The sequence below is a fragment of the Methylobacterium sp. ARG-1 genome, assembly GCF_001262595.1.
GTDB lineage: Bacteria > Pseudomonadota > Alphaproteobacteria > Rhizobiales > Beijerinckiaceae > Methylobacterium > Methylobacterium brachiatum.
This window is the reverse complement of the sequence record NZ_LHCD01000029.1, coordinates 31,430-52,804: the sequence shown is the minus strand read 5'-3', so window position 1 is coordinate 52,804 and position 21,375 is coordinate 31,430. Positions and strand designations below refer to the sequence as shown.

Sequence of the window (21,375 nt, the reverse complement as noted above, 5' to 3'; positions counted from 1 at the left end):
ACGGAGACCGTAGACGGTGACGCCCACCACCCAGCCAGCCGAGTCCGTGCCCAGCGCGATCATCGCGATCCCAGTGCGCAACGAGATCGAGCGGATCGAGGCCTGTCTCCGAGCCGTCGACGCGCAGGTCGGGCTGGCCCCGGGCAGCCTCGGGCTGGTGCTGTTCCTGAACAATTGCACGGACGGGACCGACGCCCTGGTGGCGCGGCTGGTGCCGACCCTGTCGATTCCGGTCCGGGTGGAGAGCGAGGATTTTTCCGGCGCGCATGCCGGCTGGGCACGGCGCCGGGCCATGGATTCCGCGGCGGCCTGGCTCGGGGATGCGGGGAATGCGGGGATCATCCTGTCCACCGATGCCGACAGCCGCGTGCCGCCGAACTGGGTGGCCCGGAACCGCGCCGCCTTCGAGGCCGGGGCCGACGCGGTCGCCGGCCGGGTGGAGCTCGACGCCGCGGAAGCCGCGTTGCTGCCGCCGTCGCTGCCGGCCCGCGGGCGCCTCGAGGATATCTACGATGCCCTGATCACCGAGGCCGAAGCCCGGATCGATCCGGACCCGCACGATCCCTGGCCCTGCCATCGGACCGCGATCGGAGCGACGCTGGCGGTGACCCGCAACGCCTATCGCGCGGTCGGCGGCATGCCGGAGATTCCGCTCGGCGAGGACGGCGCCTTCATCGCCCGGCTAATCGAGCAGGGTTTGCGGGTCCGGCATGCGACCGATGTCTGTGTGACGATCTCGGCCCGGCTTACCGGCCGCGCCCCGGGCGGTGTCGCCGACACGATCCGGTCCCGCTGCGAGGAGCCGAACGCCCTGTGCGACGCCCGGATGGAGACGTTCCCCCGGGTCGTGCGCCGCCATCTCTGGCGTCGGCAGTTCCGGCGCCTGCACGGCGCAGGACGGTTGCGCACGGACCGGGCCTGGGCGCGTACCCTCGGGATCCCGCCCAGGGAGGCGGACAGAATCGCTGCGCTGCCGCTCGGGCAGGCCATCGCGGAGGCCGAGCGGGTTAGCCCGCGCCTGGCGTACCGTCCGATCGGTCCGCGTCAGCTGCCGGGTCAGATCCGGGTCGCCCGGGTCGGGGTCGCGGCGATCCGGCTCCTCCAGCGCGTCGCCGGCTCGGCCAGGGGTGCGGAGGGTGTCGCAACGGCATCCGGCGATCCGGTCACCGATCCGCGCGGCGGGCGAATCTGACCGGAGCGCGACAGGCCGCCCGGGCGGACGCCGATGCGGAGACTCGGCACTCACGGATCGCGGGTTGCGCCGAGTTGCTCCGCTACGCGCGCAGAGGCAGGCGCCGCGTATCCTCGGACCGGTAGCCGCCGTTCTGGACGGCACCCCAGCCGCGCCCCTGGGCGGCGAGGTCGCGCGGCGAGAAGCCGAAGCGCTGGCGGAATGCGCGGCTGAACGCGGCCGGGTCGGTGAAGCCGCAACTTGCCATGACCGACGCGATCCGGGCGCCGGCGCCTCCCATCATCACGATCCGGTCATGCGCGCGGTCGAGCCGCGCGTCACGGATCGTGGCGGCGATCCCCTGTCCGCCGGAAAACGCTGCGTAGAGGCGGCTGCGCGAGATCTGCAGGGCGGCGGCCAGGGCATTCGGGCCAAAATCGGGCTCGTGGAGGCGGCGCTGGATATGGGCGAGCGCCAGCGAGCGCACCGCCTCCGTCGAGAGTTCGCCGTCCGCGGACCCGGCCTGCCCGTGAATGACGCCGCGGAGCAGGTGCAGCACGCCTTCAATGGCGATCCCGGTCTCCGTCTCCGACATGGTGGACACGGACGACGCCAGCGCGCCGAGATAGGCCTTCAGCAGCCCCTTCAGCGGCGTGTCGCCGAGCTTGCGCCCGACCACGTCCTGCGGGTTGCCGACCTGCTCCAGGAAGGTGGTACGCGGCACCATCAGTCGAATCTCCTCGTAGCCGTCCCGGCTGCCGGCGGCCCCGGGCTGGCCCATGGCGCGGAACGTCAGATCGCCGGGCCGGAGGAGAGCGCCGTTATTGCCCTGCTCGACATAGCCCCGCCCCGCGGCGATCAGCATGATCGAGATCTCCTCGCTCCCGTCGCGGCGGATGTGGCGCGCGGTGCGCTCGACATCGATCGGACCGCTGACGGTGCGCATGATCGTTCCGTGGGCGGAGACCGCCATCATACGGCTGGCAGAGAAGGGCACGACCGATTCGAAGGGCGCAATGTCCGCAGCCGGCAAGACAGCGTCACACCAATACTCGAAAGCTTTGCTTTGATCTACGTCGTCCGTAGTCTGAAACAGGACTGGGACTTTATCTTTGACACGCACCGTGCCCTCGCTTCGCAACGCTCGATCAAGCCGAAACTCTTGCCGGTATAGGCTTGAGTCGCATCGGCGTTTCAGATTCGGCAGCTTCGCGCAATCAGTTAAATGTCCGATCCGCAAGGTCTGCCGCGCTGGCGCCGGCCTCCGCACGGTCATGCGGCAGCCCTCCGGCCGGCGCGGTGCCGGGCCGCACGCGGGATCGGCCGCGCGCGGTGGATGCTGCGCCCGCCCGGTCACTCACCCTGGGCGAGGAGGTCGCGGGGCGAGCAACCGAAGCGCTGGCGGAATGCGCGGCTGAAGGCGGCCGGATCGGTGAAGCCGCAACTGGCCATGATCGATGCGATGCGGGCGCCCGCCTTGCGCATCATCACGATCCGGTCATGGGCACGGTCGAGCCGCGCGTCGCGGATCGTGGCGGCGATCCCCTCTCCGCCGGCGAAGGCCGCGTAGAGGCGGCTGCGCGAGATCCGCAAATCCGCCGCCAGGGTGTCCGGACCGAATTCGGGATCGTGCAGCCGATGCTCGATCCGCGCCAGCGCCAGAGAGCGGAGCGCGTTGGTCGAGAGCTCGCCGTCGGCGCGCGCATTCTGGCTGGTGATGACGCCGCGTAGCAGGTGGAGCGCGCCCTCGACGGCGACGCCGGTCTCCGCGTCCGACATCTTGGTGACCGACCCGGCGAAGGCCTTGAGATAAGCGGCGAAGAGTTCGTTGAGCGGGCCGGCGGCGAATTTGCGGGCGGCGAAATCATCGACATTGCCGACATGCGCCAGGAAGGTGGCCCGGGGCACCGTGAGCCGGATCTCCTCGAAATCGGTCAGGCCCGCCGCGGAGCCGGGCCGGCCCCAGGTCTGGAAGCTGATATCGCCGGGGCCCAACAGCGACCCGTTGTTGACCTGCTCGAGATAGCCGTTGCCGCGGACGATCAGCATGATGCCGACCTCGTCGCGCCCATCCTGGCGCATGTGGCTCGGCCTGCGCTCCAGGATGTAGGGGCTGCTGTTCGTGTGGAAGATCGCCCCATGACTGGAGGAAGCGACCAGGCGGGACGCCGCGAACGGCTTCTCCGAATCAGGCTGTGTCAGGTCCGTGCCGGTGATGACCGTACTGCGCCAATAATCGAACGCCCGCTTCGGCTCGACGGATTCTGTCGTCCCGAAAAAGACCGGGACCGTTGTCTTGGCGCTCACGGCAGATTGGCCCTACAACCTTAAATTCGAGCACGCGGTGCTGCCTGCCGTGGCCGCAGCACACCTAGAGTTTCAGATCCGACATCGAGAAGCAATAGCGATGCGCAAGTCGCTCAAGAGAACCGAAGCGTCATGAACAACGCCTTTTCACAGCTTCTGCATGGGAGCGAGCTGAATTATCGAGGCAAAATGATGGCAAATTTGGTCGACATTTAGGATCTGAGCAAATGCTCGCCAGATTTCTCGGCCGAACCTAAGGGTAATCGGCCACCTCCCAATAAAATATTGCAGGACTTGCTAAATCGATGTCGATCAATACTGGTATTGATGGAATTGATTCCGGGGCAATCCGTTCTGAGACTTGGTCACCCGGTATCCCAATAAGGTGATCGAAGTGGCGGCCGGGCGGGTCAGGCCGCTGGCTGCCTCAGCGCAAAGAGAACGGGCGACCGGATGAGCCGGCATCCGGGAAGCCTGGGCCGCGCGACCACGATCGGTGAGGGAGCAGGACGGGCGCGGCCCCTCGCGTATCGGTTCAGTCGCTGCCCGTGCCTGCCCGCGGCATGTCGCGCGCCGTTTGAGCATCGGCGAAGCGCAGCACCACGGCGCGTCCGGCGGCGGGCGGGCTCACCAGGCTGCCGCGGAACCGGGCCGTCTCGGCCGCGCCGAGCACCGCCCGGGGCGCGGCGACCGGGAAGGTCCGCAAGGCCCGGCCGGCGGCATCGCGGATCTCGACACTCAGGGTCGAGACCGGAACGTCGGTCCGGGCAACGCCGACGAGGTCGCCCTCGACCACGAGTTCCGCCGGTCGGCCATCCTCCGCGGGGTTGCTGAACGCCACGACGTCGCGGATCTCGATACCCCGGACATTCACCGGCAACCCGACCCGGGCGAACAGGGCGGCGCTCTGAGGCACCATCCGGACCACGCTGGTGCGCGCCAGACAGATCAGGGGCAGCGCGGCGAGCAGCGTCAGCCCAACGGCGAGCGACGGCGACAGGCCGGAAATGCCGCGCCAGCCCGTCGCGCGCGGCGGAGGCGGCGGCGCCCGGCGCCGGGCGGGCGACGGGTCGGACGTGTCGGAAGCGGCCCGGACCGCGGCTGCGGCCTCCTGCCAGGCGGCATCGGCGACCGGGTCTGGCTCCGCCCCCTCCCGTTCGGCCAGTTCGGCCTCGTGGCCCGCCAGAACGTCGGCCGGGCTGATGAACCAGGTCTCGCGGCAGGCGGCGCAGCGGACCGAGCGGCCCTCCATCCCGACCTTGCCGGACTCGATCCGGTACTCGCTCGCGCAGCTCGGGCAGACGATCAGCATACGCGCGCCATTCGTTCCATCTGGGGCCGTTTCCGATCGGACAGACCGCAGCCCGCCGGCAAAATCAGTTGAGAAACCGTGCCCGAACAGGGTTAAGCGTCGGTGAAACTGCGCTGGCCTTGAAAACGCCCGCCCATCCGGCGATTGGCGAGCGATGGATCGGCGAGACCCGGCACGGCTTTGAACGTACAGGCGAGCATGAAGAGCCTGCTGCCCGGCGCGGAACGGCCGGTTGTGCAGTTCGAGAATGTCGGCATGCGCTACGGCCTCGGGCCGGAGGTGCTGTCGGACGTGAGCTTCCGGATCGCGCCGCGCTCGTTCCAGTTCCTCACCGGTCCCTCCGGCGCCGGCAAGACGACGCTGCTGCGCCTGATCCTGCTGTCGGTGCGCCCGACCCGCGGCCTCGTGTCGATTTTCGGCGAGGAGGTCAGCGGCATCTCGGCCAAGGCGCTCACCAGCCTGCGGCGGCGCATGGGCGTGGTGTTCCAGGATTTCCGCCTTCTCGACCACCTCACCACCTACGAGAACGTGGCGCTGCCGCTGCGCGTCCAGGGTCGGTCCGAGACCAGCTACCGGGCCGAGGTGGTCGAGCTGCTACGCTGGGTCGGCCTCGGCGAGCGCATGCACGCCCTGCCGCCGCTCCTGTCGGGCGGCGAGAAGCAGCGTGCCGCCATCGCAAGGGCGCTGATCGCCCGGCCGGACCTGCTGCTCGCCGACGAGCCGACCGGCAACGTCGATCCCGGGCTGGGCCGCCGGCTGCTGCGGCTGTTCCTGGAACTCAACAAGCTCGGGACCTCGGTGATCATCGCGACCCACGATTTCGGCATCATGGACGCCGTCGACGCCCGCCGCATGGTGCTGGGCGAAGGCCGGCTGCGGATCGAGGAATGAGTGCACCGGCCACCACCCGGAGCCAGGCCGAGTCCCCGTCCGGCCCCGCGGATCCGAGCCTGCCGACCAACCTGCGCCGCAACGCCGCCCTCGTCCCGACCGACACCGCGGCCGGCCGGTCGCTCGCGGCGGTCATCGCGATCTTGACCTTTCTGGCCGGCCTGTGCGCGGGCGCTGCCGAGATCGTCGCCACCAATGCCGGGCAATGGCAGGGCGACGTCGCACAGGAGGTGACGATCCAGGTGCGGCCCGGCCCCGGTCGGGACGTCGATGCCGACGTCGCCCGGGCCGAGACCATCGCCAAATCCGAGCCCGGGATCGCCGAGGCGCGGGTCTTCTCCAAGGCGGAAGCCGAGCGGCTTCTGGAGCCCTGGCTCGGCAGCGGCCTCGACCTGTCGGACCTGCCGGTACCGCGCCTGATCGCCCTCAAGCTCGCCGAGAACCGGAGCGCGGATCTCAAGCGCCTGCGAACCCGCCTCACCGAGGCCCTGCCCGGCGTGGCGAGCCTCGACGACCACGCGCTCTGGCTCCAGCGGCTCTCGACCGCGGCCAACGCCTTCGTGGGGATCGGCGTCGGGATGGTGATCCTGGTGCTGGTCGCCACCGGCCTCGCCGTGACCTTCGCCACCCGCGGCGCCATGGCGGGCAACCGCGAGGTTGTGGAGGTGCTCCACTTCGTCGGTGCCGACGACGACTATATCGCCCGCGCCTTTCAGCGCCGGTTCTTCGGGCTCGGTCTGCGGGGGGGCGCGATCGGCGCCGGGCTGGCGATCCTGGCCTTCGCGGTCGCCGGGTTGCTGGCGCGCGCGGCCCGCTCGGGCCCGGCCGGCCAGGAGGTCGAAGCCCTGTTCGGCGCCTTCCAGGTCGGGTTGCGCGGCTATGCCAGCGTGATCCTGATCGGGGTGATCGCCTCGCTGGTCACGGGCGTCGTCTCGCGGATCACCGTCCGGCGGTTCCTGTCCTGATCGAGGGGGGCGGCACGGCCGCGACGCCCCAGCTCGTGCGGGCGAGCGGAGCCTTGCCTCACCGCCCGCTGCGCGTGCAGGCCCTCCCCCCGGCGGGCTACGTTGGTGACACATTGGTTCCGGCAGGCTTTGACGGGACCCTCTCCCGCACGCGCGTGGGAGCCCGGCTAACGACATGGGCGCGCAGGGGAAACAGGGGGTCGCGCCGAAACGTTAACGGTTGAGAAAGGTTATCGCGGCGGTGTGGAGGGGGCCGATCGTGCTGCCTCCGGGCCGCCGCATTCGACGCCGATCCTCCGGAGGATGACCACGCGGATGCAACGCGCACCGGCACCCGACCCGACCGACGCCCTGGGCTGGGCTTGGCACGAGTGGGCGCATCCGCACCGCGCCCCTGCGGCGGACCGGCCGCGCGGCCATTTTGCCCTGTGGGCCTGTGGCCTCGGCGCCGGACTCGGTGCCCTGGCGCTGTTTGCGGGCTTCCTGGTCTTCGTCAGCACGCTGGCGCGCCACGAGCGCAGCCCTGCCGACCGGGCCGATGGAATCGTGGCGCTCACCGGCGGGGCGCAGCGGATCGGCGACGCGATCGACCTCCTGGCCGGCGGCTACGGCCGGCGCCTGCTCATCACCGGCGTCAACGAGCGCACCAGCCGCGACGAGATCGCCCGGCTCAACCCGACCCAGCGCGCCCTGATCGATTGCTGCGTCGATCTCGACTACCGGGCGCGCAACACGATCGGCAACGCCATCGAGACCCGCCGCTGGATGCGGGCGCATCGCTTCAACACCGTCGCGGTGGTGACCTCGAACTACCACATGCCGCGCACCCTGATCGAGCTCGACCACGCCCTCCAGGACAGTGACCGCATCCTGCCGCATCCGGTCGTCACCGAGGGGCTCGACGCCGACCGCTGGTGGCAGAGCCCGCCCGCGGCCAAGCTCCTCGCATCCGAATACGTGAAGTTCCTGGCGAGCTGGGTGCGCACCCGCTTCGAGGACGACCCGGAGCGCTCCCGGGCGGCGATCCTGATCGGCCGAGGCAAGCCGGTGAAAATGGTCGCCGAGCCGCTGATGATGCGCGGCATCGATTGAGAATCTGGCCGCGGCCTTCCACCCTCAGGATGAGCGCGCGGATGGGAGAGCTTCACGCGCGGTCCGGCGGTCAGTGCCGCCTCAAGGCCCGCCGCAGCGTGCCTTGATCGCCGCGGAGAACTCCCGGTCGGATCCCTGCACCTGGGCGAGCCGCTGCGCGCGCTCCGAGCCCGAGAGGCATCGGCCGTAGACGCTCGCGACCCGGCGCATCGTGTCGACGTGGCGGCGCCAGACGCGGCAGTTCTTGGCGTCGTCGCCGTCGGCCTGCTCCAGCTGTTCGAGGGCCTGGCGCTGCATCGATTGGGCCACCAAGACATCGCGCCCGCAGGTCGCCTCGTTCTGTGCCCGCGCGATTCCGGACAGACTCACGAGGATCGTGAGGCTCGCGGCGAGACGAAACACCGTCGGCATCAGGCGGCCTGGGGTGCCGTGGAGCGGGTCAGAAGCGCGTAGAGGGCGCCGGCATCGCGGGCGGCCCGGATATGGGTGAGCATGCCGGGCTCGCGCAGGACGCGGGCGACCTGGGCCAGCGCCTTCAGATGGTCGGCCCCCGCGCCCTCGGGCGCCAGCAGCAGGAAGGCGATGTCGACCGGCTGACCGTCGAGAGCCTCGAAATCGATCGGCCGGTCGAACCGCGCGAACAGGCCGAACAGGCGGTCGAGACCCGGCAGCTTGCCGTGCGGGATGGCGACGCCCTCCCCGATCCCGGTCGAGCCCAGCCGCTCGCGCTGAAGCAACGTGTCGAAGACCGGCCGCTCGTCGAGCGCCGGCAGCCGGCGCACCGCCTGCGCGGCGAGCTCCTGAAGCACCTGCTTCTTGGCGCGCGCGCGCAGGGACTGCACGACCGATTCGGGGTCGAGGAATTCCAAAATTGGCATCGATCGACCGTTGCCCCGTCGCCCGTCCGCGTCGGAGCGGGCCTCGTCGCAGGGGCGTCCTGTCCGGCGCCCCTGACTATCAATGGGCCGGAGAACGGGCCGGTTCCGGCTCCGTTCCTCCCGGCCCACACGCGTCAGTCGACGGCGCCCGGCGGGTCCACCCAGCCGATCGCACCGTCGCTGCGCCGGTATACGACGTTGACGCGCCCGGTGCCAGCGTGGACGAACACAACCACTGGGGATCCCGTCATATCGAGCGCGGTCACCGCCTCGCCGATGGTCCGGCGCTGCAGGGTCTTGGTGCTCTCGGCGACGATCGGCGGGTGGGCATCGCCGTCCTCGGGCTCGTCCTCGTCCACCTCGTCCGGCGGGGCGAACACCGCGTAGGCGGCCTCGATTGCCGCTGCCTCGCTCGGACCGCTGGCGTGCTGCTTCAACCGATGCTTGTAGCGACGCAGGCGCGTCTCCAATTTGTCGGCCGTCTGCTCAAAGCTCGACCGCGCGTCGTGGGACACGCCCACCGCCTCGATGGTCAGGCCCGACGCGAGATGCAGCACGCAGCCCGTCCGGTACGCGGTTCCGTCGCGCCTGAGCGTTACGTGGCCGGTGCAGGAAACGTTCATGTGCGAGTCGAGGTATTTGTCGAGCGTTCCGGATATCCGCTCGTCGATACGGCCGCGCAGACTCTCTCCGAGATCCACGCCGTGGCCCGTGACCCGCAACGATCCCATGCTGCCTCCCCCGTGCGATTCAGTCCCTGGAATTAGAGAGCCGGCTTGCGCGAAGTCAACGGAGGCACGCCCGTTCCGTCCGGAGCGTCGCTTAACCCTGGGTTCAGCCGGTCTCCCGGTATACAGGCACCGTTCCGCCCTCTGAGACGCAGGCCCGCATGACCACCGCCGCCGGATCCGCCGCCGTTCCCACCCGCCGCGCCGTCCTGGCCGGAGCCGTGGGCACCGCCGCGGGTTTCCTGCCGGCGATCCCGCGCGCGGCCGAGCCGGATCGGGGCACCTACCCGGCGACCACGCTGCCGGGCGCCGGCGCGCCGTTCGAGGCCAACACCCTGGCCGACATCGCGCGGGCCCGCGCCGCCGCGCCCTACGCGGCGCCCCGGACCGACGACGTGCCGGCGGTGCTGAAGGGCCTGTCCCGGGATGCCTACGAGGCGATCCATCCGGTGCCCGGCCGCGCCGTCTGGGCCGGGCGTGACTTCGGCTACGAGATCGAGCCGCTCCTGCGCGGCTCAATCTTTGACACGCCGGTCTCGCTGTTCACCGTCGAGAACGGGCGGGTCCAGCCTTTGGCCTACGACAAGGACAGCCTGATCGCCGCCAACATCGCGCTGCCGGAGCTCACCGCCGACACCGCCTTCTCGGGCTTCCGCCTGAGGGCGCGCTTCAGCGACGGCGGAGACGTGTCGAACTTCGCGCTGTTCCAGGGCGCCTCGTTCTTCCGCCTGGTCGCCGAAGGCCAGGATTTCGGCATCAACGCCCGGGCGCTGGCCCTGCGGCCGGCCGATTCCCGCGGCGAGGAATTCCCGCTGTTCCGGGCCCTGTTCATCGAAGCGCCCGCCCCCGGGCAACCGATCGTCGTCCACGCACTGGTCGAATCGGAATCGGCGACGGCCGCGTTCAAGCTCACGCTGACGCCGGGTCGGGAGGCTTCCGTCGCCGGCATCGACGGCACCGTGTTCGCCCGGGCCGAGCTCGACCATATCGGGCTCGGCGGCATGCAGGGCAGCTACCTGTTCGGCCCGCTCGACCGCCAGAAGGTCGACGACCTACGCGCTGCCGCCTTCTCGGTGGAGGGGCTGTCGATCCGCAACGGCTACGGCGAGCCGATCTGGCGCCCGGTGCACAACCCGGAAGCACTGCAGGTCTCGGCCTTCCTGGACCGGGGTCCGAAGGGCTTCGGCCTGATGCAGCGCGCCCGCGCCTACGACGATTTCGAGGATGACCGCCGGCACTGGGAGCAGCGCCCGTCCCTGTGGATCGAGCCGCAGGACGATTGGAGCGAGGGCGCGGTGACGCTCCTCGAGATCCCGAGCGATTCCGAGCTGAACGAGAACGTGTTCGCCTATTGGCGCCCGAAAGCGAAGCTCACCAAGGGCGGCGAGATGCGCTTCCTGTGCCGCCAGCACTGGTCCAAGGGCTGGCCCGATCCGCTGCCCCCCGAGCTCGCCCGGGTGAAGGACAGCCGCTGCGGCCGTGGCAGCACCGGCACCCGCCGCCTGTTCGCGGTCGATTTCCAGGGCGATGGGCTGGCCCGGCCCGAGGAGATCGAGGTCGCGCTCAGCGCCTCGGCCGGGACGATCACCCGGCAGGACCGGTTCCACTACCCCGAGCGCCGGACCCTGCGGGTGCTGTTCGAGCTCGATCCCGGCAGCGAGCGGGCGAGCGAGCTGCGCCTCGGGCTCCGGCGCGGTCAGGACCGCGCCAGCGAGACTTGGCTGTTCCGCTGGACCCCGTAATTCCTATCCGCCCATCACCCCGAGGATCACACCCGACCGTGCGCCTGGACGAGACCACCACCCTGCCGCCGCCCGCATTCCGCCCGGATGCTGGCGCCGCGCGCCCCGAGACGAAAGCCGCGATGCCGCCCGAGGCGCCCCTGGCGATGCCGGTGCAGGACCTCTCGGCCTGGCATCGCGCGGCCGCCCACCGGCCGGCGCGCAAGACGAGAAGCCCCTGGGCGGCCCGGCTGTTCGTGTTCGGCGGCGCTCTGGCGCTCACCGGCTACGGCGGCTGGCAGATGGTCGAGACCGTGTCGGTCTCCGGCAGCCCGACCGCCCTCCAGCTCGTCCTGGTGGTGCTGTTCTGCCTGACTTTCTCGTGGATCGCGCTGGCCTTCACCAGCGGCCTGCTCGGCTTCGCGCTGCTGCTGCGCCGGAGACGGCCGGACCCGGTCCCGACCGCGCTCCACACCCGCACTGCCGTGCTGATGCCGGTCTATAACGAGGCCACGGCCCGGACCTTCGCGGGCGTCGAGGCCATGCGCGAGGCTGTGGAGGCCACCGGGCTCGGCGACCATTTCGACTGGTTCGTCCTCTCCGATTCAACGCAGCCCGATGCCTGGATCGCCGAGGAGCGGGCCTTCCTCGACCTGCGCCACCGCCTCGGCCCCGTCGCCCGCCTCTACTACAGGCACCGGTCCAAGAACCATCACCGCAAGTCCGGCAATATCGGCGACTTCGTCACCCGCTGGGGCGGGCACTACGACCACATGCTGGTGCTCGACGCCGACAGCCTGATGAGCGGCCCGGCGATCGTGGCGCTCGCGGCCGCCATGGAGGCCGATCCGGATGCCGGCATCATCCAGACCCTGCCGCTGATCATCAACCGCAACACCCTGTTCGCCCGCCTCCAGCAATTCGCCGCCCGGATCTACGGGCCGGTGATCGCCGCCGGGCTGTCGGCCTGGTCGGGCCGCGACGGCAATTACTGGGGCCACAACGCCATCATCCGCACCCGCGCCTTCGCGCAATCCTGCGGCCTGCCGGACCTGCCCGGGAAGCCGCCCTTCGGCGGCCACATCCTGTCCCACGATTTCGTCGAGGCGGCCCTGATCCGCCGAGCGGGCTGGGCGGTCTACATGCTGCACCGCCTGCCGGGCTCCTACGAGGAGAGCCCGCCCTCTCTGATCGACGTCGCGGTGCGCGATCGGCGCTGGGCGCAGGGCAACCTCCAGCACGCACGGGTGATCGGTGCCGCCGGCCTGCACGCGGCGACCCGCCAGCACTTCGCCACCGGCATCGCCGGCTACCTCGCCTCCCCGCTCTGGCTCTGCCAGCTCGTGGTCGGTATCCTTCTGGTCCTGCAGACCGCCACCGAGCGGCCGGATTATTTCGGCGGTGCCGGGTTCTCGCCGGTCTTTCCGCGGTTCGACCCGGTCCGCGCGCTCCAGCTGTTCGGCCTGACCATGGCGGTGCTGCTGGCCCCGAAGGTCCTCGGCCTGATCCTGGCCCTGTTGGACGGCCCGGTGCGCCGGGCCTGCGGCGGCGCCGGTCGCTTGGTCCTGTCGAGCCTGGTCGAGATCCTGCTCTCGGCCCTGGTCGCCCCGGTGGCGATGGTGATTCAGTCCGGCTCGGTGATGGGAATCCTGCTCGGGCGCGACACCGGCTGGAACCCGCAGCGGCGCGACGACGGCTCGATCCCGATGCGCGATATCGTCGCCCGCCATCGCTGGCACACCGCGCTCGGCCTCGTCGCCGGGATTGCGGCCTTCGCGCTCGCGACCTCGCTGTTCCTGTGGATGAGCCCGACGATCCTGGGCTTGGTGCTGGCGATCCCGATCTCCTGGGCGAGCGGCCAGCTTGGCCTCGGCCTCGCCCTCAAGCGCCGCCTGCTGCTCGCCACCCCCGAGGAGGCGACCCCGCCCGAGATCGCCCTCCGGGCCGGTGCCCTCGCGGCCCGCAACGCCGCCCAGGGCCTTGACGATACCGACGCCCTCGAAGCGCTCCACGCCGACCCGGCCCTGGCCGAAGCCCATGCCCGCATGCTTCCGGTCGGGCTGTCGCGCCCCCGGGGCGCCATCGATCCTGACCAGACCCTGGCAACCGCCAAGATCTGCGAGGCCGAGACCGTGGCGGAAGCCCGGGCCTGGCTCTCGCCCAAGGAACGCATGGCGCTGCTGCACGACCGCGCGCTCCTCGACCGGCTGGCGCGGTTGAACTAGCGCTTACTGTCGATGGGGGATGCCGGTTCGGCGGCGGGTTGTGTCGGCTCAAGCGGTCGAACCCGGGCCGCTGACAGAAGTGATTAACCATCGGGCTTTAGATTCGGTTGGCCCGAAGGAGGCTCTCTATGACCCTGCTGCTCGCGTTCCTGCTTCTGCCCCTCGCCATCGCCATCGTGCTGGCTCGCGGCGAGCCGGTGCGCACCATCAGCGGCCTCGGCGCCATGGGCGTCGGCTGCTTCATCGCCTGTTGGAGCGTGATGGGATTGCTGCGGCACCGGGCCTGAGCGCTCCACGCGGCTTTGTCTGCACGGGATGGCGCCGACGGCCTCTTGCGAGAGTTCTGAGGCCGTTTCGTCCTAGAGAAAGCCGCCAGCGCGCGGGATACCCACGAGATTGCGCCCGGCCCGGGCGACCAGCTGCGCGAAGGCCATCGCGGCCGCCGTCGCTTGCGCCCGAGAGGGGAAGCCGCGCCGGGACTCGACCACCGTCTCCTCGGTCTCGTTCACGAGCACCCAGGACCAGTGCGACCGGTTGCTGGCGCGGATCTCGAAGCGCACGGGCTTCTCGCCATCCAGGACGTGTTGCAGAGAATCGAGCACCCACCGGTGACACGGCGATGACGCCCGCGCGGTGCGGGGTTCAGGCGGCGCTGATGCCGGTCCACACCCTCACCGTTCGATGGTCTGATTCCGTACAGACGAAGGAAGGTTTCGCCGCGCACCTTGACCGTAACGGCCCGAATCGGTTCGATCCCGGCGCGATGGAACGCGGGCGCGTTGCAACGCTTTGCAGCCCCGGCGCCTCTCGGCCCGCGCGTCGCTCCAGGCCAAGCAACCCGGAGGCGATCGGTCCGACCGGATCTCTCGTCCATCATGAGCTGCGACTGTTCAGCGGATATCTGTGCGGCATCGCTTGCTGAGTCGACGAATCGGACCCAATACATGGCGAATGGCAGCGAATCTTCGGCCGAACGGTCGCGCCTGACGCTCCAGAACCTCGCTCGGACGCTCGGCTGCTCGACCGAGGATTTCTTCGGCGAGACGACGCCCGACCGCCTGGCAGACGCCGAGGAATTGCTCCGTCTGTGGCTCGCCCTCGAAAACTCTTCGGAGAGACGGCGCGTCCTGGACTTCGCCCGCTCCGTCAAATCCGCCGACGAGCCTGAGCGCGACGACTGACCGGCACCGCCGGCGCCTTGCATCCGAGCGTCCGGTGGCTATGGCAGGGCCCCGCCCCTCGCTGCCGGAGCCCGCATGACATCCGTGAACGCGCTGATCGCCGAGGAACTCGGGGTCGGAGAGGCGCAGGTCGCCGCCGCCGTAGCGCTGCTCGACAGCGGCGCCACCGTCCCGTTCGTCGCCCGCTACCGCAAGGAGAATACCGGCGGTCTCGACGACGCCCAGTTGCGCAAGCTGGACGAGCGTCTGGCCTATCTGCGGGACCTCAACGACCGGCGCGCCGCCATCGTCGAGAGCGTCCGCGCCCAGGGGAAGCTGACGCCGGACCTCGCCGCCGCCCTCGCCGCCGCCGACACCAAAGCGCGCCTCGAGGATCTCTACCTGCCCTACAAGCCCAAGCGCCGGTCGAAGGCGCAGACGGCCCGGGAGGCCGGCCTAGAGCCGCTGGCCCAGGTGCTGCTCGCCAAGCCCGAGGTCGCGCCCGAGCGCGCCGCGGCGCCGTTCGTGTCCGAAGAGAAGGGGGTCGCCGACATCGAGGCCGCCCTGGACGGCGCCAGGGCGATCCTGATCGAGCATCTCGCGGAGGACGCCGATCTGGTCGGTCGCCTGCGTGCGGATTTCTGGCGGATCGGTCAGCTCGCTTCGAAAGTCCGCAAGGGCAAGGCGGCTGAGGGCGCGAAATTCTCGGATTACTTCGACTGGTCCGAGCGGCTGGAGCGCATGCCGTCGCATCGAATCCTCGCGATCCTGCGCGGGGAACGCGAAGGGATCCTCGAGGTCGCCTTCACCGCCGAAGGCGAGGATTCGGAGCCGGGCCGGCCCGGACCGTTCGAGGTCGCGATCTGCAGCCGGCATCGCATCGCCGCGCGGGGCCGGCCGGGCGATGCCTGGCTGATGGAGACCGTGCGCACCGCCTGGCGCACAAAGATCCGGACCGGGATCAAGCAGGATCTGCGCACCCGGTTGTTCGAGCGGGCCGAGGACGAGGCCGTGAAGGTCTTCGCCGGCAACCTGAAGGACCTGCTCCTCGCCGCCCCCGCCGGCGGCCGGGCGACCCTGGGGCTCGATCCCGGCTTCCGCAACGGCGTGAAGGTCGCGGTGGCCGACCGGACCGGGCGGATCGTGGCGGTCGAGACCACCTATCCGCACGAGCCGCAGCGGCGCTGGAAGGAGGCGGTGGCGAGCCTCAGCCGACTCTGCCGCCAGCACCGGGTCGAGCTGATCGCCATCGGCAACGGCACCGCCTCCCGGGAGACCGAGCGGCTGGCCGCCGAGGTCTTGGCCGCCAATCCGGACCTGACGCTCGCGAAGGTTACCGTCTCGGAGGCCGGCGCCTCAGTCTACTCAGCCTCGGAGATCGCGTCGCGGGAGCTGCCCGATCTCGACGTGTCCCATCGCGGCGCCGCCTCGATCGCCCGCCGGCTCCAGGATCCACTCGCCGAGTTGGTGAAGATCGACCCGAAATCGATCGGCGTCGGGCAGTACCAGCACGACGTCAGCGAGACGAAGCTGTCGCGCCAGCTCTCGGCGGTGGTCGAGGACGCAGTGAACGCCGTGGGCGTCGACGTGAACACCGCCTCCCCTGCCCTGCTCGCGCAGGTCTCGGGCCTCGGCGCGTCGATGGCCGACCGGATCGTCGCGCACCGGGACGCGAACGGCCCGTTCCGGACACGGGCGGCGCTCAAGAAGGTACAGGGTCTCGGTCCCAAGACCTTCGAGCTGGCCGCGGGCTTCCTGCGTATCCAGGGCGGCGACGATCCGCTCGACGCCTCCGGCGTCCATCCGGAAGCCTACCCGGTGGTGCGGCGGATCCTTCAGGCGACCAAGAGCGACATCCGGGTGCTGCTGGGCAATAGCGCGACCCTGAACCAGCTTTCCCCCGAAGCCTTCACGGATACGCGCTCCGGCCTGCCGACCGTGCGCGACATCATCGGTGAGCTGGAGAAACCCGGCCGCGATCCGCGCCCGGCCTTCCAGACGGCGCGTTTCCAGGAGGGCGTCGAGACCATCGGCGACCTGCGCCCCGGCATGCAGCTGGAAGGCGTGGTCACCAACGTCGCGGCGTTCGGCGCCTTCGTGGATATCGGCGTCCACCAGGACGGCCTCGTCCACATCTCCGCCATGGCCCGCCGGCGCATCGCCTCGCCCGCCGAGGTGGTCCGGACCGGCGAAGTCATCCGGGTGCTCGTCCTCAGCGTCGATGTCCCGCGCAAGCGCATCGGCCTGTCGATGCGGCTCGACGACCCGATCGAGCCGGGCGCGCTGCCGCGGCGCTCCCGCGAACCGGCGCCCGACCCGCGCCACGCGCAATCGAGGCCGGTTCCGGAAACCAGCGGAGGTGCCCTCGCCGAGGCCCTCCGGCGCGCGGGAGCGCCGTCGTCCCGGCGCAGCTGAGCCCCGGGCCAAAAAGAAACGGCCGGGGCGAGGCCCCGGCCGTTCCGACGTCGATGCTTCTGACGCTTAGCGCAGCAGCTGCAGGATGCCCTGCTGGGCCTGGTTTGCCAGCGACAGGGCCGAGATGCCCAGCGACTGACGGGTGGACAGGGCCTGCGAGTTCGCAGCCTCCTGGTTGAGGTCGGCCGCCGTCAGGTTCGACGAGCCGGTATCGAGCACGTTGATCAGGTTCTTGCTGAAGTCCTGACGGTTCTGCACCACCGACAGGTTCGAACCGAAGGTCGAAGCGTCGGTCCGCAGCTGGCTCGATGCGGTCGTGAGCTTGTTCAGGGTCGTGTTGATGTCGGCGTTGAGCAGGAAGTTGCCCTGCCCGACCGTCGACGTCTTCGTCGAGGTGCTGGTGATCGACGTCAGGCCGAGACCGCTCGAGGTCTCGTCGGTCGCGGTGACCGTGAGGTTCGAGTTGCCCTTCGGATTGAAGTTGATCGTCAGGTTGTTGTTGTCGCCCTTGCCGTTGATCAGGTTCGTGCCGTTGAAGCTCGAATCGCCGGCGAGCTGATCGATCTGGGTCAGCAGGCTGTTGTACTGCGAGGCGAGCGTCGCGCGGGCCGTGACGCCCGACACGCTCAGGTCCGAGCTCTGACCGACTGCGGTGGTGGTGCCGTAGGTCGGGCCCGACGCGGCCGTACCGGCCGAGAAGCCCAGGATCGTCTGGTCGCCCGCGGATGCAAATTCCACGTCCGAAGACGCGTTCATCACGATCTTGGTGCCGTCCGTGCTCTTTGTGAAGCTGCCGGCGCCGACAACAGCGTTAAGCTTGGTCAGAGCTCCGTCGAGCGTGTCCGTCGTTGCCAGTGCGACGCTGGTGGCCGCACCGTTGACGAACAGGTTAACCGTGCTGGCGGATGCAGCACTGTAGGCAGTCGAGGCGGTGCCGGTGGTGGTGATCTGCGTCGACAGCGCCTGGTTGGCAACCGACTTGGCCTGATCGACCAGCTTCTGGATCGAGGTGATGCCCTGGTTGGCGGCCTGGATCGACTGGATCCCGTTCGAGATACCGTCGAGCAGGTTGCCGAGGTCGCCGGACCGCTGGCTGAGAGCTTGCGAGGTGAAGAAGCTCACCGGGTTGTCGAGCGCCGACGAGACCTTCAGGCCGGTGGAGAGCCGGTTCTGGGTGGTCGCGGTCAGCGAAGCCGTATCCTGCAGCGAGAGCAGGTTCTGGCGGGTGGCGGCGGTGAGGGTGACGCTGGAAGACATCGGAACGATCCTTTTGATCGAGAAGCCGTCTTATTGGCGGCTCCGGCGATGTATCACCCAAGGGCTTGCCGAGATATTGATTTGATAGCCGAAAAAAGGCGTTCGGCAAACGTGGTTAACAAGTTGTTTCTATGATTTCATAACAATACATGAATTGATGATCATCTAGTTATATTAAAAAAGCAGGCACTTTATTTCAAAGCAAGCAAAAACAACGCATCGCATGATAGGAGCTATGCTCGCAGTTGCGACTTCCATTCACGCACCTGATCGTTCACAGATCAATGTGAACAGTCAATATTGCCAGTCTCAGCGGGCCGGACGTTCGGATCAAACGGTTCCGCCACGGATCCGCGCCCGGTCATGAGCGAGCGTTCGGCCAGAGCCGCGCCCGGTGGCGTTACCGCACGACGCGACAGGGGCTCGCTCCGGAACCGAAGCGGCACCCCGCCTAGGCGAGCACCCTCCCTCTGGAAGTGCCCGCATCGCCGAGCCCCGAAAGCGTGCTTCTGCCGGCCACGCGATCCGTGATGGCTCCTTCAAACCTCTCGCTGACCCCGACGACAAGCGCGCGGACATGAGGAACCGTACGTTGTGCTGAGCCCGCACGGACCCGCTGCCCGGTCTTCGAATCGACGGCCTCGTGGCCGCCGAATCGGTATCTCGGTCGGCGGCGGGCGCCGGTTTCTGCATGCCGCACCGAGTGGCGCTTCAGACCTGCCCCTCGGAGAGCCAGTTCCGCCACATCGCGCGGAACGCCGCGTCGACATCGGCGGCGAGGCCGGCATGGTCCATGAGCGGGCTGGCATAGAAGCGCTCGCGCAGCCCCGCCCTGACCGTGCGCAGGCGATCGCGATCGTGGGCCAGATCCCGGGCGATGGCCACGTAATCCGCCTCGCTGTCGGCAATCAGCTCCGGCAACTCCATCGCGGTGAGCACCGAGACGCCCGTGCGCGCCGCCGCATGGCCGCCGCGCAGGGTCACGAACGGCACCCCCATCGACAGGGTGTCGTAGCTCGTCGTGCCGCCGTTATACGGGTACGGATCCAGGGCGATATCCACCCGGTGATAGAGCTCGTGGTAGCCGGTGTTGACGCGCGGCTGGAAAATCACCCGGTCGAGCGGCAGCCCGGCCGCGGTCAGACGGGTTTCCACGGCTTCGCGGACCTCGGGGGTCCCGATGTCGCCCACCACCATGAACAGCCGGGATTCCGGCACCGCTTCGAGGATGGTCGCCCAGGTCGTAAGGACGGCGTCGCAGACCTTGGTCAGTCGGTTGAAGCAGCCGAAGGTGATGTGGCCTTCATCCTCGAAGGGCGCCCGCTCCCGCACCGGCGGCAGGTTGTCGACGCCGGCATAGGTGGCCGTGACCCGCGGCAGGCGCCATAGACGCTCGGCATGCAGGGGCTCGGCGAGGCCGGGCGGATCGGTGATCGCGTCGGTGAGACGGTAATCGATCGCGGCCAGTCCGGTCGTGCCGGGATGCCCGATCCAGGTGACCTGGACGGGGGCGGGCTTGCGCGCGAACACCAGCAGCCGATTGCCGGCACTGTGGCCCGACAGGTCGACGAGAATGTCGATGGCGTCGGCCTCGATCCGGTCGGCCGCCTCGTCGTCGTCGAGGTTCGCGAGATTGTGCCAGCCGTCGAACAGCGGCTTCAACCGCCGCGAGAACGCGTCCTCGCTCGCATGCGTCATGTAGGCCAGCACCGACATGCTGTCCCGATCGATGGCACGCAGATACGGCTCGAAGAAGCGAACCAGGGCGTGGTTGCATAGATCGCCCGAGACGAAGCCGACGCGCAGCTTGCGCTCCGGGTCGCGATCATTGGCGAAGGGGCGACGGCGCAAGAGCGGGTCCGCATAGCGGCGGCCGTAATCCAGGGCGTCGGCGGCGTATTCCGCGTGCGGGATGTCGGCGGCGTAGAGCTTGGCGAACAGACGGTTGGAGGCGACGAACAGCTTGGAGGGATCGAGGCCCAGGGCCCGGTCGAACGCCTCCACGGCCTCGCCCAGACGCCCAAGGGCCAGCAGGGCGCTGCCGCGGTTGCTGTGGGCGCCGGCATTGCCTGGCTCCAGCACGATGGCCCGCTCGGCGTGGCGCAGGGCCTCGCCGTACCGGAACCGGCGCTGATAGACCCCGGCGATGTTGGCATGCGCCATCGCGAGGTCGGGATCGAATTCGAGGGCCTTCTCCAGGGCGGAGATGGCGCTGTCGTAGTCGCCGCGATCGGTCAGGACCGTGCTGAGGCCGCTGAAGAACAGGGGGTTCTTCGGCTCGCGGTACAGCGCGATGCTGATCAGGTCATAGGCCAGTTCGGGCCGGTTCGTCCGAGCCGCGATGGCGCCGGCGAGATAGGTGGCGTGCGCGTGGGTCTCGTCGAGGAACAGGACGAGGTCGAGCAGCGCCTCCGCCGAGCGGTATTCACTCCGATCGTAGCGTAGCTGGGCAGACGCGAAGGTGCTCTCCAGAAAGGCCGCTTTCAGCGGCTGCGCCTCGGGGCCGAAGCTCTGCGCCTTGTAGCGCTCCAGGATCGCGCGCGCGTCCGGCAAACGCTCCACGGCGAGCAGCGCGGTGGCCAGGGCCAGCCAGTAATTCGGCCGTTCGGGCGCGCCCCGCAGGGCCGTGACGAAATGGGTCACGGCCTTCTCGGGGGCGTGGCGCGCCGCGATCTGGCCGAGCTCGTAATGCGCCTCGGGATGGTTGGGCTCGGTGCCGAGCACCCGCCGCAGGGTCGATTCGGCCCGGTCGAATCGACCGCTGGCCCGATGGTCCCGTGCCTTGGCCAAGCTGCGCATCGCAGCCCCACCGGACGCGGCGCCGCTTGCCCGCCCGCCATACTGATCGAGCATTCCGCGCCCTCCCGTCGCGCGGAGATTGCGACCGCAGCGTTAAGGGCCGGTAAATTCGTGGGGATTTGGGTTATCAGCGGTATCATCGGCGCTCGGACACCCGGCCGATCGACCGTGCATCGTGATGCCGGAGCGCCGAAGACGTGTTCCGAAGCACGAATGCTGGACACGCGGTCAGCGGCTACGCCCGGCCCGCGGCGGCTGCCTTGTCTTCCACAGATGTGGCGGCCGCTCGTCCTCGACGTGTTCTGATCTGGCGGAAGGGGTGTCTGTCGAACTCCGATCCGCCGGCGTCCACCGCTGTCGTTTTTCCCTTGCGATCCGAGGCCGTTGGCGGCCAGAAATTCCATCGGTGTTCGCCCCCGTCCGCTGCAATCGGCGTCGAATGGTGGGGTAGCTG

General features: G+C 69.5%; 18 protein-coding genes. 9 read left to right on the top strand and 9 right to left on the bottom strand.

Going from position 1 to position 21,375, the window contains the following annotated elements; all coding sequences use genetic code 11:
• Positions 1-16: 16 nt before the first annotated feature.
• Positions 17-1,192, top strand: coding sequence for a glycosyltransferase family 2 protein (locus AKJ13_RS22530; protein WP_064774655.1), 1,176 nt, complete (start codon positions 17-19; stop codon positions 1,190-1,192).
• 82 nt (positions 1,193-1,274) lie between these two features.
• On the opposite strand, the gene AKJ13_RS22525 is transcribed toward AKJ13_RS22530, so the two are convergent.
• From AKJ13_RS22525 to AKJ13_RS22515, 3 genes are all read right to left on the bottom strand, one after another.
• Positions 1,275-2,117, bottom strand: a complete 843-nt coding sequence (locus AKJ13_RS22525) for a helix-turn-helix domain-containing protein (protein ID WP_244471683.1) — start codon at positions 2,115-2,117, stop codon at positions 1,275-1,277.
• A 407-nt stretch (positions 2,118-2,524) separates the two neighbouring features.
• Positions 2,525-3,478 (bottom strand): helix-turn-helix domain-containing protein, encoded by a 954-nt coding sequence (locus AKJ13_RS22520; protein WP_050735372.1) that lies wholly within the window; start codon positions 3,476-3,478, stop codon positions 2,525-2,527.
• A 535-nt stretch (positions 3,479-4,013) separates the two neighbouring features.
• The gene (locus AKJ13_RS22515) at positions 4,014-4,790 is read right to left on the bottom strand and encodes a zinc-ribbon domain-containing protein (RefSeq protein WP_050735371.1); all 777 of its coding nucleotides are present in this window, start codon (positions 4,788-4,790) and stop codon (positions 4,014-4,016) included.
• Between the two features lie 198 nt (positions 4,791-4,988).
• On the opposite strand from AKJ13_RS22515, the gene ftsE reads away from it, so the two are divergent.
• The 3 genes from ftsE to AKJ13_RS22500 all read left to right on the top strand — a co-directional run bounded on the left by ftsE (position 4,989) and on the right by AKJ13_RS22500 (position 7,738).
• Positions 4,989-5,681, top strand: a complete 693-nt coding sequence (gene ftsE, locus AKJ13_RS22510) for a cell division ATP-binding protein FtsE (protein WP_050735370.1) — start codon at positions 4,989-4,991, stop codon at positions 5,679-5,681.
• Positions 5,678-6,646, top strand: coding sequence for an ABC transporter permease (locus tag AKJ13_RS22505; protein ID WP_050735369.1), 969 nt, complete (start codon positions 5,678-5,680; stop codon positions 6,644-6,646). Before ftsE ends, AKJ13_RS22505 begins: the two co-directional genes overlap by 4 nt.
• A 315-nt stretch (positions 6,647-6,961) precedes the next feature.
• The gene (locus AKJ13_RS22500) at positions 6,962-7,738 is read left to right on the top strand and encodes a YdcF family protein (RefSeq protein ID WP_050735392.1); all 777 of its coding nucleotides are present in this window, start codon (positions 6,962-6,964) and stop codon (positions 7,736-7,738) included.
• 81 nt (positions 7,739-7,819) lie between these two features.
• Here AKJ13_RS22500 and AKJ13_RS22495 read toward each other — a convergent pair whose 3' ends face one another.
• The 3 genes from AKJ13_RS22495 to AKJ13_RS22485 all read right to left on the bottom strand — a co-directional run bounded on the left by AKJ13_RS22495 (position 7,820) and on the right by AKJ13_RS22485 (position 9,347).
• Positions 7,820-8,149, bottom strand: coding sequence for a hypothetical protein (locus tag AKJ13_RS22495; RefSeq protein ID WP_050735368.1), 330 nt, complete (start codon positions 8,147-8,149; stop codon positions 7,820-7,822).
• The gene (gene ptsN, locus AKJ13_RS22490) at positions 8,149-8,616 is read right to left on the bottom strand and encodes a PTS IIA-like nitrogen regulatory protein PtsN (RefSeq protein ID WP_007568683.1); all 468 of its coding nucleotides are present in this window, start codon (positions 8,614-8,616) and stop codon (positions 8,149-8,151) included. The genes AKJ13_RS22495 and ptsN overlap by 1 nt, the downstream gene beginning before the upstream one ends.
• A gap of 134 nt (positions 8,617-8,750) precedes the next feature.
• Positions 8,751-9,347, bottom strand: coding sequence for an HPF/RaiA family ribosome-associated protein (locus AKJ13_RS22485; protein ID WP_050735367.1), 597 nt, complete (start codon positions 9,345-9,347; stop codon positions 8,751-8,753).
• Between the two features lie 158 nt (positions 9,348-9,505).
• Between AKJ13_RS22485 and AKJ13_RS22480 the strand changes: the two genes are divergently transcribed.
• From AKJ13_RS22480 to AKJ13_RS32325, 3 genes are all read left to right on the top strand, one after another.
• The gene (locus AKJ13_RS22480; RefSeq protein WP_050735366.1) at positions 9,506-11,086 is read left to right on the top strand and encodes a glucan biosynthesis protein D; all 1,581 of its coding nucleotides are present in this window, start codon (positions 9,506-9,508) and stop codon (positions 11,084-11,086) included.
• Positions 11,087-11,148: 62 nt separating this feature from the next.
• Positions 11,149-13,290, top strand: coding sequence for a glucans biosynthesis glucosyltransferase MdoH (mdoH, locus tag AKJ13_RS22475; RefSeq protein ID WP_050735391.1), 2,142 nt, complete (start codon positions 11,149-11,151; stop codon positions 13,288-13,290).
• 128 nt (positions 13,291-13,418) lie between these two features.
• On the top strand, positions 13,419-13,577 hold the full coding sequence (locus AKJ13_RS32325; RefSeq protein ID WP_200905687.1) for a hypothetical protein: 159 nt from the start codon (positions 13,419-13,421) through the stop codon (positions 13,575-13,577).
• A gap of 72 nt (positions 13,578-13,649) precedes the next feature.
• Here the strand turns inward: AKJ13_RS32325 and AKJ13_RS22470 are convergent, their stop codons facing one another.
• The gene (locus AKJ13_RS22470; RefSeq protein WP_050735365.1) at positions 13,650-13,850 is read right to left on the bottom strand and encodes a hypothetical protein; all 201 of its coding nucleotides are present in this window, start codon (positions 13,848-13,850) and stop codon (positions 13,650-13,652) included.
• Between the two features lie 384 nt (positions 13,851-14,234).
• On the opposite strand from AKJ13_RS22470, the gene AKJ13_RS22465 reads away from it, so the two are divergent.
• Both AKJ13_RS22465 and AKJ13_RS22460 read left to right on the top strand, forming a co-directional pair.
• Entirely contained in the window at positions 14,235-14,471 is a 237-nt protein-coding gene (locus tag AKJ13_RS22465) for a hypothetical protein (protein WP_007568671.1), read from the top strand.
• 75 nt (positions 14,472-14,546) lie between these two features.
• Positions 14,547-16,865, top strand: a complete 2,319-nt coding sequence (locus AKJ13_RS22460; RefSeq protein WP_050735364.1) for a Tex family protein — start codon at positions 14,547-14,549, stop codon at positions 16,863-16,865.
• A 66-nt stretch (positions 16,866-16,931) separates the two neighbouring features.
• Here AKJ13_RS22460 and AKJ13_RS22455 read toward each other — a convergent pair whose 3' ends face one another.
• Together AKJ13_RS22455 and AKJ13_RS22450 are read right to left on the bottom strand one after the other, a co-directional pair.
• Positions 16,932-18,122, bottom strand: a complete 1,191-nt coding sequence (locus AKJ13_RS22455) for a flagellin (RefSeq protein ID WP_007568667.1) — start codon at positions 18,120-18,122, stop codon at positions 16,932-16,934.
• Positions 18,123-18,833: 711 nt separating this feature from the next.
• The gene (locus tag AKJ13_RS22450) at positions 18,834-20,975 is read right to left on the bottom strand and encodes a tetratricopeptide repeat protein (RefSeq protein WP_050735363.1); all 2,142 of its coding nucleotides are present in this window, start codon (positions 20,973-20,975) and stop codon (positions 18,834-18,836) included.
• Between the last annotated feature and the right edge of the window lie 400 nt (positions 20,976-21,375).